This window comes from Bradyrhizobium sp. ISRA430, from assembly GCF_029909975.1.
Taxonomy (GTDB): Bacteria; Pseudomonadota; Alphaproteobacteria; order Rhizobiales; family Xanthobacteraceae; genus Bradyrhizobium.
The window spans coordinates 6,852,909-6,868,188 of sequence record NZ_CP094516.1 but is presented as its reverse complement, the minus strand read 5'-3'; the positions used below and the strand labels follow the sequence as shown (position 1 = coordinate 6,868,188).

13 protein-coding genes are annotated in these 15,280 nt (G+C 57.7%); 8 read left to right on the top strand and 5 right to left on the bottom strand.

Features of this window, described 5'->3' with window-relative positions; translation table 11 throughout:
- The first annotated feature begins 57 nt into the window (after positions 1–57).
- The 3 genes from MTX21_RS32650 to MTX21_RS32640 all read left to right on the top strand — a co-directional run bounded on the left by MTX21_RS32650 (position 58) and on the right by MTX21_RS32640 (position 4,541).
- Entirely contained in the window at positions 58–1,431 is a 1,374-nt protein-coding gene (locus MTX21_RS32650) for a pitrilysin family protein (RefSeq protein WP_280970865.1), read from the top strand.
- A 1,581-nt stretch (positions 1,432–3,012) separates the two neighbouring features.
- On the top strand, positions 3,013–3,762 hold the full coding sequence (locus tag MTX21_RS32645; protein ID WP_280968676.1) for a hypothetical protein: 750 nt from the start codon (positions 3,013–3,015) through the stop codon (positions 3,760–3,762).
- Positions 3,763–3,821: 59 nt separating this feature from the next.
- Entirely contained in the window at positions 3,822–4,541 is a 720-nt protein-coding gene (locus MTX21_RS32640; protein WP_280968675.1) for a hypothetical protein, read from the top strand.
- Between the two features lie 58 nt (positions 4,542–4,599).
- Here MTX21_RS32640 and MTX21_RS32635 read toward each other — a convergent pair whose 3' ends face one another.
- From MTX21_RS32635 to MTX21_RS32615, 5 genes are all read right to left on the bottom strand, one after another.
- The gene (locus MTX21_RS32635; protein ID WP_280968674.1) at positions 4,600–4,803 is read right to left on the bottom strand and encodes a hypothetical protein; all 204 of its coding nucleotides are present in this window, start codon (positions 4,801–4,803) and stop codon (positions 4,600–4,602) included.
- A 10-nt stretch (positions 4,804–4,813) separates the two neighbouring features.
- On the bottom strand, positions 4,814–5,488 hold the full coding sequence (locus tag MTX21_RS32630) for an NEL-type E3 ubiquitin ligase domain-containing protein (RefSeq protein ID WP_280968673.1): 675 nt from the start codon (positions 5,486–5,488) through the stop codon (positions 4,814–4,816).
- A gap of 22 nt (positions 5,489–5,510) precedes the next feature.
- Positions 5,511–5,945, bottom strand: a complete 435-nt coding sequence (locus MTX21_RS32625; RefSeq protein ID WP_280968672.1) for a hypothetical protein — start codon at positions 5,943–5,945, stop codon at positions 5,511–5,513.
- Positions 5,946–6,842: 897 nt separating this feature from the next.
- Positions 6,843–7,088, bottom strand: a complete 246-nt coding sequence (locus tag MTX21_RS32620; protein WP_280968671.1) for a hypothetical protein — start codon at positions 7,086–7,088, stop codon at positions 6,843–6,845.
- Between the two features lie 312 nt (positions 7,089–7,400).
- Positions 7,401–7,754: a hypothetical protein gene (locus tag MTX21_RS32615; protein WP_280968670.1), complete on the bottom strand. Its 354-nt coding sequence runs from the start codon at positions 7,752–7,754 to the stop codon at positions 7,401–7,403.
- A gap of 223 nt (positions 7,755–7,977) precedes the next feature.
- Between MTX21_RS32615 and MTX21_RS32610 the strand changes: the two genes are divergently transcribed.
- The 5 genes from MTX21_RS32610 to MTX21_RS32590 all read left to right on the top strand — a co-directional run bounded on the left by MTX21_RS32610 (position 7,978) and on the right by MTX21_RS32590 (position 15,192).
- On the top strand, positions 7,978–8,154 hold the full coding sequence (locus MTX21_RS32610; protein ID WP_280971324.1) for a hypothetical protein: 177 nt from the start codon (positions 7,978–7,980) through the stop codon (positions 8,152–8,154).
- 2,917 nt (positions 8,155–11,071) lie between these two features.
- Positions 11,072–12,142, top strand: coding sequence for a cytochrome-c peroxidase (locus tag MTX21_RS32605; RefSeq protein WP_280968669.1), 1,071 nt, complete (start codon positions 11,072–11,074; stop codon positions 12,140–12,142).
- Between the two features lie 682 nt (positions 12,143–12,824).
- On the top strand, positions 12,825–13,301 hold the full coding sequence (locus MTX21_RS32600) for a hypothetical protein (protein WP_280968668.1): 477 nt from the start codon (positions 12,825–12,827) through the stop codon (positions 13,299–13,301).
- Positions 13,302–13,335: 34 nt separating this feature from the next.
- Complete coding sequence (gene modC, locus MTX21_RS32595; RefSeq protein WP_280968667.1) at positions 13,336–14,460, top strand: molybdenum ABC transporter ATP-binding protein; 1,125 nt, start codon at positions 13,336–13,338, stop codon at positions 14,458–14,460.
- A gap of 54 nt (positions 14,461–14,514) precedes the next feature.
- Positions 14,515–15,192 carry a DUF2478 domain-containing protein gene (locus MTX21_RS32590; RefSeq protein WP_348637457.1) on the top strand — a complete coding sequence of 226 codons (678 nt, stop codon included), beginning with the start codon at positions 14,515–14,517 and terminating at the stop codon, positions 15,190–15,192.
- The last annotated feature ends 88 nt before the right edge of the window (positions 15,193–15,280 follow it).

Below are 15,280 nucleotides of genomic sequence, written 5' to 3'. Positions count from 1 at the left end.
ATCCATCCCTGCACACGACGTGAGATCCTCCTCGGGGGAGCCTCGCTCTCAATCGCGATGCTCGCTTCGCCAAATTCGCTCGGCGCCACGAGGACGCTTGCCCGGACCAGGATCAAGCGCCTGGTTTCGTCTTGCGGTATAGAAGCCTGGTTCGTACAGGATTCCACTGTCCCGTTGATCGCGATGGAATTTGCCTTCACCGGCGGCGCGACTCAGGACCCCGCTCAAAAACCTGGCGTAAGCCACATGGTTGCTGGCCTGCTCAAGGAAGGTTCCGCCGGGCTTGACTTCAAGACCTTTCATGAGCGGCTCGACCATCGTGCCATTGATCTGCATTTTCAGTCGACCCATGATCACTTCCGCGGTTCCTTGCGCACGCTCGAGGACAGCGCAGACGAAGCCTTCGACCTTTTACGGATGGCGCTAACCTCGCCCCGTTTCGATGCGGCCGATGTCGAACGGATCCGTGCCACTGTGCTTGCGCGCCTTCGGCACGACTCGACCGACCCTTCGTCTCTGGCCCATCACAAGTTCCTCGAAGTCGCCTTTAGCGATCATGCTTATGCTCGCCCAGCCGGCGGCTCGCTGGAAAGCGTGCCGAAAATCGAGGTCGCGGATCTCAAGGGCTATGTCCGACGCGTGATCGCAAAAGACACGCTCACAATCGCGGTGGTCGGCGACGTCGATCCAGGGGTCCTCTGCAAACTGCTCGACAAGACCTTTGGCAACCTGCCGACCAAGGCGGAAGCGACGCCGGTTCCCGAAGTCGTCGCAGCAAAGCCGCCGCAGCGAGTCTTTATTCCGCTCGACGTGCCGCAGACAGTTGTGACTTTTGGCGGTCCAGCCGTCCGTCGCAGCGAGCCCGATTTCATGGCCGCCTATGTCGTCAACCACATCCTCGGCGGCGCCGGCCTGACGTCGCGCCTGTTCCGCGAAGTCCGCGAGAAGCGCGGACTGGCCTATTCGGTTCGTGAGAACCTGGTCTGGTTGGATCATTCAGCCGTGTTTCTCGGCAATAGCGGCACCTGCGCCGATCGTGCCCACCAAACGGTCGAAGAAATCGAGAAGCAGGTCCGCCACATCGCCGAGGAAGGACCGACTCAGCAGGAACTCAATGATGCAAAGTCCTACCTGAAGGGCTCGCAAATGCTGGCTCTCAACACATCATCAAAGCTTGCGCGAACGCTGTTGCAGCATCAGCTTGACAAGCTGCCCATGGACTATTTCGAAAAGCACGACGCCGTGATCGATGCTGTGACGTTGGAGGACGCCAAGAGAGCAGCGCAGCGGCTGTGGGGCGAGGGTCTGCTCACAATTATCGTCGGCCGCTCCCCAAAGGACGCAGCGCAGCCGACCACCATGCCGTCGGCGACCACACCCCCGCCAGGCGCCCAGCAGCCAGACGCCGCCCCGACGGCGCCACCGAATTGACTTTCTAGCAGCCCAGGCGCTTAACAAGCGCCTGGCTGTTGCGCGCAGAGTGCGTCCAGCCACCCGCCTTTAGCTCGGGGAGATATTCGCTCGCCGACAGTTACCATGCGGCCTGAGCGCCGTTTTTGTTCAAACGCGTTGCCAAACAAGCAGTCCGGGTTGAACTCTTCAGGGTAACCAAATGCAAGATAGAAAACGGCCCCAGCGAACACTAAGTTGAGGCGCTGTCGTCGTGCCAATGGGCAATAGCTCAGACGTAGAGATAACCGCTTACCAAATGGCTTGCCCCTAATTCTTTTCATTTCCAGCCTAACCAGCGATGCCCGGATCGGAGCTCTTCGCAGCGCCAGAGGATCGCTACTTTCGGCGGCCTTCGGCGGCAGCTATGAGGTCGACGCTTCCTGTTTTCCACGCTTCCCTCCATTGTTGCAGTAGGTATCCGCCTTAGTCGCGTTCAGTTGTGCTCGGGCCGCGTTACGGGGTGGCGTTATGTACCGTGGCGCCAGCGGGATCGATGCCCCTCAAGCGCAAACTCTAGGGGAGCGTCTGGCAACGATTCGGTGGTTGCCCCATATGAAGGCAAGCATGGCGTAGCTTTACGCCGAGGCCGACTATGCCGACCAACTATCTAAAGCGCGACCGACCAGAAGAAACGAGAACTGGACGCGCACCTCGCATCCCATTTCAGGGCGGGCTTGCCTAGTAAACGAAAGGGTGGTCAGAGTGGACGGTTTAAAACGGTAATGTACACCGTCCGCCGCACTCAAGGAAGCGGCCCAGCGAGAGCGCACGCGCGCCAGGCCATCGTTCATTCCCTGCAGATTCTTCTCGACCCGCACCACGTAGCGTCATCGGCGAAATCTGTGCCCAAGAGAAAGATCGCCGGTCGCATTCGCTCGACGCCGGCTTCTTTTGACGGAGCGTCCTCGCTGTCGCTTCGCCACCGATGTTGCTCCGTCGGGCTTCGTCCCGCTCACCCTTCGATCTCGTTCTCCATGACACGATAATCTCGCCTCAGCTTGAACAGATGCATGCTTGCCATTTGCGTCAGCAACCCGTTTCAACGCTCGCATATCTCAATATTCTTCAGCAGAGCGAGAGATCGGTCGTTCAGGCACATCTCTCAGTACTTGTCCGCCGAACAGACAACGATCTGATCCAGCAGACGTTTGATGATTTGCCAAGCCATAGTCGGACCGCTTAGCACCGGCTCGATTGTGCTTCGCCGAGCTCGCAATCTGACGCTACGTAAGAATCGGTCGCTTCATGCCAATCTAGATAGCGGCGCAATAGATATGGCAATCGTAACGATCACCACAGGCAGACCGTTGGTTCTTGGCGGCGCGCATTCCAGCCGCCTACAAACCTCACGTAGATCACCAGCACAAGTGATTTACTCCCCACCTCGGCCTGCATCGTCGTTGCGTGCTCATTCGCTTGATGTTGAAAACGTTCATCGGTTGCACAGCTCTCGCATCGAAGGTTCATTGCCCCTTCTTTCTGCCATGTTCGCACCCAAAGCAGTGACGCGCCGGTTGCGCAGTTTGCGCGCGGCAATAGCGAGTGTCTCAGGAGATTTCCATGGTGAAGCCAGTTGTAATTGTGGTAGGTGCGGACAAGGGAGGAGTCGGCAAAACGACCGTATCACGAACGCTACTGGACTACTTCAGCGTCAACAACGTGCAAACACGCGCATTCGACACGGAGTCGCCGCGGGGAACGCTGAAGCGCTTTTATCCCGAGATCACCGAGATCGTTGACATGACGACGACAGCGGACCAGATGAAGATCTTCGATACCCTGAACTCAGGGCTGTCCGTCACTGTCATTGATGCTCGCGCAGGCTTACTGTCCTCTGCCCTGGCTTCCTTGCGCGACATCGGATTTCTGGACACGGCGCGGTCTGGCCAGATAACATTCGCCGTGTTCCATATCCTGGGATCATCCATCGCTTCGCTAGACGAGATCGCGGAGACCGCGACCTTCATGAGCGGCGCAAAGTACTACCTAGTCAAGAACTTCATCAACGACACTCAATTCTTCCAGTGGGATCAAGCGACCTATAATTCCTATTTTCACCGCATCAAACATGCGACTGAGTTGGTCATACCGAAGCTTAACGAGATGGCTTATGAGCAGGTGGAAGTCGCATCCGTCCCATTCATAGACTTCGTTGCAAACAAGGGGCGGAACGATGAACCCGCGAACAACTCCTTCGTGCTGCGCGGCTATGTCCGGCACTGGCTGGCAAATGTCTGGAGCGAATTTGATCGCATCAACTTGACGGAATTGGCCGGCGCCAAGTCCGCCACCCGAGCCGGCGAGAAGTAGTCGCATATTCGGCGAGCCCAGGTCGGGCCCACGTACGAAACGAAATTGATCTGCTGGCTATGTTAGCAACCCCCATCTACATCATTTGCTCTCCTAGCCCGCAGGTCGGTAAAACTCTCATCGCTCGGGCCATGAGCGAGTTCTTGTTGCTGAAAAACGGCACAGCACTGTCGTTTGACGTCAACTTGAAAGAGCCGTCGTTGCTCGACTACCTCCCCAACATCACGGAGACCGCGGATGTGATCGACACTTATGGCAAGATGCAGCTGATGGACCCTCTTATTATCCACGACCGGGTAGCCAAGGTGATCGATCTCGGCTTTCACGCCTTCGACGAATTCTTCAGGATGTGCGAAGAGATCGGCTTCATGAAGGAGACGGCGCGCTGCTATGTCGCCCCCATCATCCTCTTCGTCGCGGGCGCTGACCGCATCTCCTTTCGCGGTTATGAAATGCTGCGGCGGCGAATTCCACCGGCGTCGCTGGTCACCGTCCACAATGAATTCGTGCTGCGTGGCGGATTACCTGAAGCGATGGATGGCGAGCGGGTGCTTCGAATTCCCGCACTTCCGCTGTTCCTCAAGAGATATATAGACCGGGTTAGCTTTTCGTTCACTGGATATCTGCGCAACGAGAAGGACTGGTCCACCGAGCTGCATCAATGGATCCGACGGAATTACAGCATGTTTCGCGACCTGGATTCGAGTGTGATGCTGCGAAAGTCCTATCGATCTCGAGGGACGGATATCGACAGTCTACGTTGCACAAGGGCTACTTGAGATTCCGATAGGCTCGCCATCTGTTCGTCCGGCCTATGAGTAGTCTTCAATGGCGTTCTCAACGAGACGCGAACGCATGAATTGCGGTATACGACTCTTCAGTGGATTGCGCATCTTTACCGTGATCGTCCGCACGAACAACGCGACCGGCAATTGACGGCAGCTCATTCGCCGAATGGCTCATGCAGGCACGCCCGTCCTCGAAAGGATCGATGACTGTCTTCACCTTGTGAGCGGCAGGCGGATCGACGATCCCTTCCATCAGAGAGCGCTCATAGATCAAGGCCGAGTTTCCCGAGCACCTGGTGCATGACCGCGCATTCGATCTCGCGGGCGATCTCGTTTCGAGATCTGGGCACCCGCTCGGCATCGGTATCGGCGTCGCCTGTCAAACCTTGCTGGGCCAGTCGGAGATTCAGACGGGTTTGAGACTCTTCGCCCATCGCGTCGACGAGCCACTCCTGCATGGCAGCATAATCTTCGGGCGCGATGCGCCTCGTCACGCTTTCCCACGGTTGCCAGCGCGTTGCCAGATAGTCCGGAAATTCCACCGCTTGCTGATTCCGCACCGATGCCTCAGCGCTGGCCACATCGTCCTTGGTCACGTGAGAGACATTCATGAACCGCATGTCCGGAGCGATGTGCCGCAGCTCGAGCGGCTCGCGCAGCTGGGTCTGGTAGGCAAGGTAGACTTCGATTTCATCGACGTCCGCGTCGGGATCGGCACGACGAAGCGAGTTGCCCCTCTCGCGCGCGATCCCCTCCAGCGCTTCCAAGCGAAACATGACGCGGCCGTGCTGGAGCAGTTCGCCCAGTCGCCCGTCATAGAAGCCGTCCTCGACATCAGCGTTTAGGCGTGCGGTCTGCATGCCGTTCCAGACCAAAGTAATGCGATCTTCGCAGCTCGCGTTCGCTCCCGAAGCCAACCCGAAATATTGCTCGCGCACACGCGGCCTGACGGCTGGCTGCCTAGTTCACGGTGCCCCGGAGCCTGTCGAGGAAGCGTGCATAGTCCGCGGCCCCCGCTTCATGGGCGAAGTGCTGCCAAGTGATGGCATCGAGCCGGCGCAGGCCAGGTGGAAGCTCGGGTAGGCTGGTGAGCCGATTGCTAGCGTAGAGCCGTTGGATGCTGACCGGAATGGTCTCGGGCAGGCTGTTGAGCTGATTGTCGTCGACATTCAGGCGTCGCAACCCGACCAGAATGGACGCCGACAAGGCGGTCAAGGACAGAGACGACAGATCTAGCGGCTCATTGAGATCGCCCGTGCCCCGCCAAGCCCTCGTTCGACTTACCGCCTGTTGCCGATCCTCATGTTGCCCCTGCCCGTCTTCGGCAGCCCAGTCCGTCAACACCTCGTCCTGCGAGGCAGCCGCCTCGGCAGCGGACGCCTGCACGTCCGTCAAGGCCTCTCCCCACGCGATACGGCCGGAGAGCCCGGTTCGGAGCTTTCCGAATCGGAAGTTGCGGAAGGCGTACCAGTGCCGAGCTGTTCTGTATTCATCGATGTCGTCTCTTCCTTAGCAAAATGAAGCGAACGCGCCGGGGCGGAACCGGTAATCCCCCACCATGGATGACGCTCCACCCGCTAACTGCAATGAGGTGACACAGCGGGGCCGTCACGCACGGCTGGCGCGAATACGCTGCTGCGAGTGCTACCGAGTAACTTCAGACGGTGCAGCGAATCCAGGCGAAGTCTCGCTGGTGGATCGGTTGATATTGGAGTCTATCCCGGTGTCCCCTGCCAGATCTGCGCCCGTTGAGCCGGGCCTGCCAGCGAGTATCGGTGATAGGAGAGCCAGCTGTCGATAAGCTGACGGACCGCGGAGCGACGAAACTGGACGGCCCCAATCAATTTCTCAATCTTAGGCTCAGCGCTCCGCAGACGAATCACTTCGAGCTGGGCCGACTGGTGCCGGGTGCCGGCACGCCGGCAGCGGGACGCTTAGGCCGGCAACTTTGCTGTCGCTTGCGGCGAGGCGGCCTCACTTCCCCCTGCGTTCAAGCGCTCATGTAAATAGCTGAGCTAAAAAGTGTACAGCCCATCGCGCCTAACGCCGCTCGGCCTTATCTACGAGAAGGCGCGCACCCGACGTTAACACGGGTTCGCTAAATTTCTCCGATGACGAGTTCTCAGCCATTTTGACATCCGCCACGAAGACCGGCCCTCCCCCTCGGCTCTCACCGTCGCAGATCTCGACGGGCAAGCGCTGATGAGGCGGCACTTAATCCTTACGCGTTCGACTGAATGATCGAACAGCCGCATCCGCACTGGTGCGACACAGAGTTTCTGTATGTCGACCTCAATGTAGTTGATCTGCACCGCGACCAATGAACTCGAGCATCGACTGCGCCTCGTTGATCTCGCGTGAAACACGTTTCAATATTCGTATTGCTATCTCCTCCGTCGCGATCAGTCCCGCTCTCTCGCAGGCTAACCCAAAATGATGCATCACCTGCTCGTCAGAGGGCGCGATACGATTCTGCAACAAGCTGGTCGTCAATGACGAGAGCATGTGCTCGACGACGTCATTCTCCGCCTGGCTCAAGACATAGTCCTTCTGACTTTTTGTTCAGTTCTGTAATTTTTGGCCGCCACATCGCGAGAGTGTCGCTGCGAAGGATAGTCATCTTCGACACTGCAGCTTCATGCCCGTTGAAAGCTGCTATCGAGAGATTTATTTGGTCGGTTACCTCACAGCTCAGACCGCTTCTCCTCAGCACAGGCGTACGGCTTCAGAAAGCGTGAGTTGCGCGATTCTGATAGCTCCACAGCGGCATTCCGCTCTTTTGGAGTGCCGACCGAATGATGCTGCAAATATGGAAAGGCCTTAATTCCGACCTTCCCAATCAGAACGTCGTCAAGTTGCGACACACGAGAAGCTATTCTCTCGCAAACGTCCCGGCCGGCGTCCAGCCTTTCGACTCAACGCGTTGCATGTCGTGGCGTAGCCCCACGATCTTCCGGCGCGGATGCTTTCCTCGAACCTCGGCAGAAATCTAGATTGAAACTCAACCGCCGCCTTTTGCTGGAACACCGAATGATCGACGTTGCGCAGTTGCTTGTCGCGCGTGACCACCACTGTTGAGAATTCAACGATGTCGCTGGCGCGATCGATTTCGCCTGGCGCCCTCGTGAGGCTGGTTTGAAAGGACATAAAACCTTCCGAGCTTTCACCGCAGCGCTCTGTGCGGCCATCAGTGCTGCCGGTCATCGCCTCTGGCCAGATAATGAACCGTCTATTCCGTTGGAGTACTTGCTTGCGAGCGCGGGCTGTTCACCCAGCGCGCTTTCGCTGGACCGCTAAAAACCCGATTACAGGTGGGGTCAGCCATATTCTGCTGCCTGTATCATTCCATCATCCATGCCATCTCGCGGCTCCAACTGGTCAGTGTACTTGACAATGGCTGGCCCGGCGCCCCGTGCCGACGATGCAAATGGCTTTCCTGGCCATCGCCCGCAAGCGAAAAAAGTGGCAATCAGCAGGCCACCCCCCTCGATCTCCATTTGCGACGCGCCATCAACGCCTGCCAAGCGGGCCTTTATCTTTTACTCATCAGCAAGCCTACAACCTGTCGCAGCGTGAGATTCAAGCCATTAAATCGGTCTTCTGAGGCCGAGTGTGCACAGAGGATGTCGATAGCAATGATTGTCCGTGGAATGCTCATTTGGCGCGACGCTGCGTCTAGCCGACATTTGCGTCGGATTGCCAAGATCCCAATCCCGGCGATTGGGTAGCGCGTGCCGGGGATCGCAGTCAGGCTGGCTCGCCTTCCTCAAACAATCGCCCCCATGGCTTTCCCATGTCGTTGATGAGGTCCACCTCGCCTATAAATTATTTTTTGGGTAAGCGATTGCGAATGCCCGGTAGCAGCGCGGGACTGATCAGGATCAGAGAGGAGGCGATTGCATGAAGCCGCCACCGCTTTCCGCCGCTTGGGCCGCTAGAGCTCGACATCGCTACGTTTCGAGTCGCGAGCTGTGGCCCAAGTCAGGTCCAGCGCCTGAACAGGCAACAAAACCGTCAAACGCTTGCAATTCCACTGCCATCGAGCATGGGGATATGCGTTGAGCGTCCTGCTTGAGCCGTCTGCGTGTCCGGACATGGATTTAACCGCTCTCCGGTTCTCGGTTTTTGTTCGCGCACCAATCAATCCTGTGGAGCGCAGGAATTGTGCAAGGCACACGATCGCAGCGCCGTGAAAACGCGAGGATCTACCGCGATTTCTCGTCACACGCGCGGTGTAGGGTGATATTGATGATAAGGGTTGAGTTGCATACATCGAACGACTCGCCGAAAGAACGGGCGGGAAGTCGCAAGTCCTCGGATGCAATTATTCAGCAGGAATGCGGAGCGAAGGAATGGCTGCTCGATGACGATCGCCATGCTTGATACTCCAGGGACGAAGTGAACTACATCTGTGATGACTTCAATTGATGATACATTAAGTGAGATCAGATGGCTGCGGAGTGAAATCTGGCGCTGCCGTCGATTACTTAGAAGGGACCTACCTGGCGCGGAGCGCAAGGCCGTTGAGAAGCGTCTGCTTGAACAGCTTTCTGCCTTTGAACGGCTCTTGTCGACGGCGTTTCCTTTGACCTTGAGCCCTAAAGTGTATTCGACCAAGAGCACCACGATCGGGCGAAGCGACCCCCCTGAAGCGCCCATCGAGAACGCCGCAATGGCATCGAGCGGTTCCTTCGGGAAGTTGATGGACGGCTAACGGAGGTTTCCTAGCTCTATCGGTAGCTTGAGCCCGGCAGTCGAGACCAAGCTAATCCCCAGCTGAGAAATCTGAGGAAGACCGCGATCGAACACACCTCCAACGCTAACATTCCGGCGATCTTTGCCAGATATAGCCGAGTTAGCCACCTGCCGGAAAATACTTGGTTGCCGACCACAACGCTATAGATTGATGGGCAGCACGGATTCCTGCATATGTCCGGCCGTAACCACCACAGTTTACGCAGATTGTCCTCCCGACCAGTTACAGCGAGCCGATGGCAATCTCACGACGGCCTCAAAGTCGGCGAATGGCTGCAGCGCTGAATAGAGCGCAACTGCTGCAGTACGAAATCGACGTTCAGAGCGCATTACAGCCTCGTAACACGCGTGGGCGCACTGTCGATCGGTGATCGAGGCCAATCGATTCACGGAGCTCAGCCCCCCTGATAGATGAACTGCGGCTCGGCTGGCTGATACTTCCAGCCCAATCGACTTTCGGCCACCAAGCTGGTCAAACTTCGGCGCCCGTCGGTCTGAACACCTCACTGTCGCTCGATTTCTGCAACTGCCGCTCGGACGCCTCACTCTCGATGGAGGACGACCGGAAGCCTGTTGAGACGTCGTCTCGGTCCGTCGCTTCTCTCCGCCGCGGTTGGCATCATGCGGCGGCATTCGCCGCGCAAGTTCTTGAAATTGTCCCTAAGACAAAACATGGCTACGTCCACATCGCCACGCCCTGTAAAGCGGTCACAGAAGCGCATCACGTCTGGTCTGCACGACGTCAAAACTTGCTCGGCCCGCCGATCTCGCGCACGAGCGTGTCCTGCGCACCACGTGGCTGCGATCGCGATCACGATCACAGCGAGAGCGGCTGCACAGCGATGCGTATTGCAAACCCGGCTCATTCGCCGCTCTTGATTCACCAAACCTGTCTTAAGCCGCATATCCTTCACTATAATTCTTTGCCCCGCGAGCGTAATCTGTTTACCGGATTGGGTCGGCAGCCGCGGTCGCGCTGTTGCGGGGCAGCCGCAATGATTACGGTCCCCAGAATCATCGTCGTGCCACGCGCAACACGCTCCTTGCGAAGACCTAGATACAACAGAGATCCGCCGTTTAGCGCTTGTGTGGCGATGCTGGTTCCCAATATGGTGTTCAGCTTCGCAATGCCTACAACCTGACGCTACGGTCGATTCAAGCACTTTGAGCGTCCGGCATGTATGAATACGTCCTGAGACGGGCATACCCACATTGGGGGCAGTAGGACGCACTCCCGACAACTGCACGCCTGACCAACTACCCGCGGGTAGGAACGTCACCGATGTTGGTGGATGACGGTCAACCTAGTGTGGGGCTTGAAGGCTCAAAGGGCAGGCATCGAGACGATCAGCGACAAGCCGCGTCGGCGCAGCTCGCTTTGTTCGCGGTCCCAACCGGCTGACCTGCAGAGTCAAAGTTCGGTACGATGGGTTTACGAGAAGCACAGAGGTTTGGACCGACAGGCCAGGATACCGTGGCTGGACGGTGATTGTTGCAATTGTCACGTACCGCGATTCGACAGCGTCAAGCCGCCTGCTGCTATTCACGGTGCGCAATTGCTTGAAACCAGCTCAGCAGCTTCGACCTTGAGCCTCGCTGGCACGCCGGTTGCTACTAACACCGGCAGAGCGTCAGGCTGGGTGCAGCCTAGCCGAAACACGGAAGACACCATTCGTCGTTGACTGCTGCAGGTCTTTCTGCGGACGGACGCGGACCGCGCGCTATGTTCGCGACTCCACGGTCTAGGAGAAAAACCGAGACTTCACATGAGGAAATTAGCGGTACGCGAGCTTTCCATGGCCGGCAGGTTAAGTGTTGTGGCCACAGCGATTCTGGTTTCGCCAGCAGCAGGCGCCAATGAGGATTTGATGCGCGCCGCCAAGCGGATTTTCAAGCCGATTCCCTCAGTCGTTCCAGCGGTGAAGGACAATCCTATCACCCATGAAAAGGTCACACTTGGCAAATCCTTGTTTTTCGATCCGAGGCTATCGGCGAGCGGGGTTATTAGCTGCAACACGTGTCATAACCTTGGGACGGGCGGGGTAGATGCCGGCCCGACGTCGATTGGTCATCGCTGGCAGCTGGGGTCACGTCGTGCGCCAACAGTCTATAACGCGGTCTTCAACGTAGCGCAGTTCTGGGATGGGCGGGCGGCGGATCTTAAGGCGCAGGCCGCAGGCCCTGTCCAGGCCAGCGTCGAAATGAATGCGACGCCCGATCGCGTGCTCAGAACATTGAATTCAATGACCGATTATGTGGTTATGTTCCGTAAGGCTTTTCCCAACGATGCGGCGCCCGTTACGTTTGAAAATTTCGCCAAGGCCCTCGAGGCTTTCGAGGCGACCTTGATTACTCCCGCCGCCCCCTTCGATCAGTACCTCGATGGCGATGAATATGCTCTCAGCGATCAGCAGAAAGCCGGGCTAAAGCTATTCATCGAAAAGGGATGCTCCTCTTGCCACAACGGAATCAACGTCGGTGGACAGGATTACTTCCCGTTCGGCATGATTGAAAAGCCAGCCGAAAGCCTGCTTCCGAGGGAGGACAAGGGTCGTTTTGCCGTCACCAAGGATCTCGGCGACGAGTATGTTTTCCGCTCGGCGCCGCTGCGCAACGTCGCATTGCGCCCGCCCTATTTCCATTCTGGTCAGGTTTGGAGTCTTAAGCAAGCGGTTGGCGTGATGAGTGAGGTTCAGCTTGGCGCAAAGCTCAGCGATGAAGAAGCTGACGAAATTGTCGCCTTTCTGAATTCGCTCACCGGGCAGCTGCCAAAGATCGATTACCCGATACTGCCCACGCGCACCACTGCAACCCCAAAGCCCTCCTTAGACAAATAGGCCTTCACGATAGCGACACGCTACGTTGTGATTAGCGAGGAAGATAGCACTGCCGCAACGAAATCAGGCGATGTCGCCGTCCAAGCTGGATCATTCAGCAGGGCCAAATCGCGAGCTTCGCTCAACCCGTCCGTCGCTGACGCAAGAATTCCTTAGGGACCTTCAAATTATCCATCTTTGGCAGCTCAATCCTTGGTCACCTGGCATTGCAACGAAGGTCCGCGCGCGCGCCCTGAAATCCGCCCGCAACCGGTGCTGCTAGGAAGACGCTCTGCCGTAGCTCACGGGCACCGCATATCATCTCACATCAGCCCTTTTTCCAAGCGCCCGGCCGCCGACCTTCTCCTCCGCGCAGATCGGAAGGTGCGGCAAATCGGATGGCATGGAGTTGTGCATTATTGACGAGTTTTACGGCCGCATATTCGCCAAAGCACCATCTCCAATGCGAGAGGCGATGGATCATCCTCGGTTTCCATCTCGTAACTTTCGCATGTGCGATTGGTGACGCGAGCGTCCAAAGCCATACAATAAGATGCCCTGATTTAAGACGCCGGGTGAAGACCCATACAAAGTCTCCGTTGCCGCTAGCCGCGCGGATATTCCTTGAAGCGGCACGCGGATTGCTGGGTAAGGTTGACCCAGTTGCCGCGAAGGAAGCGGTCGCGGCGGAGCCGGAGGTCCAATGAGGCTTATTCGATTCATCCTGATCGATCTGGCTTTGATGCTGCTCGCACCGGAGAATGCAGAGGCGATGGCGACCGGCGCAAACTTCAAATCGGCTACCAAAGCTTTGGGATCGTTGATGAGGATTTCCGGCTCCGAGCCAGTATTCAGCTCTGGCGTAAGCCGACATGTTTACCGCCAAACCTCTCAAGCCGCGCGATTTGGACATTCAGCAGAAGCCCTCGGCCCGGCCAAGCAGGCTGAGAACCTCCCGCTGCTGGACAGGCACTTTGCCTCTCATTGGCAAGCGCACTGGGCAGCGTCCGATTGTCACAATCCTCGCGGCGCAGGGATACTCAATAAGCCTCTGGTCTTAACACCGATTCCGCCGCCGCAGCTGATGCCCTCACGCCAGCAGAGACGCCGTGCTGGAGCGGCACAGACTGGATTGTCGCAGGCATGGCCATCATCTGCATTGCAGCGATTGTGCTCGTGACTTGGACGGGACGATACAGCACAGGCGCAGGTTCATGAGAGAAGCAAAAACGGGCTATATTGAGGTTGCCTTCAATGGCTCTCTCGCAAACATTCCGCTAGATGCGCAATTCAGCCTGCCGGCCAAAGGCGTCACAGCAATTTTTGGTCCGCCCGGGTGCGGCAAGACCACACTCGCGCGCTGCATCGCTGGCGTGCAGCATGTGCCGACTGGATTTTGTGCGGTCGATGGAGAGATTTGGCAGGATGAGACGACGTTTCGACCGCCTCATCTGCGTCCCGTCGCATATGTATTCCGACCACCAATTCCTCTTTCTCATTGGTCTGTACGGCACACCCTCCTATACAAGGCGTCAAAATCGACACCAGCACTAATCGATTTTGATGGAGTGGTCGAATTGCTCGCCTTGTCGCCGCTGCTCGAGCGTTCGCCATCACATCTTTCCGCGGCCGAGCGACAGCGACTTGCCCTTGGCAGCGCGCTGTTGGGCCAACCTCAGCTACTTTTGCTGGACGATCCACTCATTGTGCTCGACCGCTCCGCCAAATGCGAGATCCTGCCATTTCTCGAGCGCATGCGGGAAAAGCTCCCATTGCCGATGATCTACATCACCCATGATATCGCTGATATCGAGCGTTTTGCCGATCATCTTGTCATGATGAAAGATGGCGTCGTGACTGCGGCCGGGCCGCTTAATGTCGTTCAGAGCGATCCGGCGCTTGCCAGGCGCGGCGAAGCGGCAGTCTGCCTTGATACCTTGGTCGGCGGCTATGATGGACGCTATGGGCTGATCATGCTCCGCCTCAACGGGGCGCGCCTTCTGATACCTGGAGTGCCGCTTAGACCGGGCGCGCAACTGCGGCTGCGCATCGCAGCCGGCGATGTCAGCATCGCGTGCGAGCCCCCACGGGCAAGCTCTATCCTCAATGTATTTCCGGCACGCATCAAAGCCTCTCTGCCGTTCGACGAGGCGGAGGTCACCTTGGTTCTGGCTCTTGAAACTGGCCGTTCTAGCGTGCCGCTTTTGGCGCGCATCACGCGCCGCTCCTTTGACGCGCTACGGCTCAGCAATGGAGCGAACGTTTTTGCGGAGGTCGCGCGCGCCGTTCCGCTCGCGGCTGCCGAGCGGTGCTTGCAACGCCTGCCACGATCCGCATGAGAGCGTTCGACAGCTATGCCCCGATACGAGAAACACATCAACAGGAACCCGGCCATGATCGATAATCTGGATGAGATAGATCCGAATAGTGTGGGGGCTATTCTCTACCGTCCAAAAGATGATGTGGATAGGCTACTCGCCGATTTCGCGCAGGACATCGCGCAGCAAGGCGTACGCATCGGCGGCATCGTGCAGCGACACGCGAGGTGCGCAAACGGCACGCACGTCATGCTCGCAATCGACGTTGCGACAGGACAAGAGATCTCGATTTCCCAGCCACTCGGCAGCGGAGCTATGTCCTGTAATCTCGATACAAATGGGCTTGCCGAGGCCGCAGCTGTCGTTTCCCAGGCACTTCGCAACAAGATCGATCTTCTTGTGATCAACAAATTCGCCAAACAAGAAGCCGCTGGCCGGGGCCTGCGCGCCGAATTCGTTGACGCGATCACCCGAGGCGTACCAGTCCTGACAGCCGTTCCGAAAAAATGCCTTGCCGACTGGCGAACCTTCACCGCGGGCGTTGGCACGCTGCTGCCTTGTGATCGTCAATCCTTGGAGCAGTGGTGGTGCGAGATCTCAACGCGCCTGGCGCGCAGCGGGGCCTTCAGCCCCAGCTGCGGTTATTTGGGGACGACGATACCGGATCGCTTGATGACGACAGTGAGACTGTCGACCACGTCGTCTCCGAAATCGCCCGTCGGGCTCTTTCGCCGCCTCCGAAAACAGCCTTAGCCCTTGCGCCCGCTCCCACGCTCTGCGCCACCGCGATGCCTTGCGAACGTGCCGATTGCGGACCTTCTATGGCGAGAGTTCAACCAGC

Bases quoted from the DNA above. Each gene is read 5' to 3' on its own strand.
- MTX21_RS32635 (WP_280968674.1), bottom strand. From the start codon at position 4,803: ATGGAAGGGATCGTCGATCCGCCTGCCGCTCACAAGGTGAAGACAGTC.
- MTX21_RS32605 (WP_280968669.1), top strand. From the start codon at position 11,072: ATGAGGAAATTAGCGGTACGCGAGCTTTCCATGGCCGGCAGGTTAAGT.
- MTX21_RS32640 (WP_280968675.1), top strand. From the start codon at position 3,822: ATGTTAGCAACCCCCATCTACATCATTTGCTCTCCTAGCCCGCAGGTC.
- MTX21_RS32650 (WP_280970865.1), top strand. From the start codon at position 58: ATGCTCGCTTCGCCAAATTCGCTCGGCGCCACGAGGACGCTTGCCCGG.
- modC (WP_280968667.1), top strand. From the start codon at position 13,336: ATGAGAGAAGCAAAAACGGGCTATATTGAGGTTGCCTTCAATGGCTCT.
- MTX21_RS32645 (WP_280968676.1), top strand. From the start codon at position 3,013: ATGGTGAAGCCAGTTGTAATTGTGGTAGGTGCGGACAAGGGAGGAGTC.
- MTX21_RS32615 (WP_280968670.1), bottom strand. From the start codon at position 7,754: ATGACCGGCAGCACTGATGGCCGCACAGAGCGCTGCGGTGAAAGCTCG.
- MTX21_RS32590 (WP_348637457.1), top strand. From the start codon at position 14,515: ATGATCGATAATCTGGATGAGATAGATCCGAATAGTGTGGGGGCTATT.
- MTX21_RS32610 (WP_280971324.1), top strand. From the start codon at position 7,978: ATGGCTTTCCTGGCCATCGCCCGCAAGCGAAAAAAGTGGCAATCAGCA.
- MTX21_RS32600 (WP_280968668.1), top strand. From the start codon at position 12,825: ATGAGGCTTATTCGATTCATCCTGATCGATCTGGCTTTGATGCTGCTC.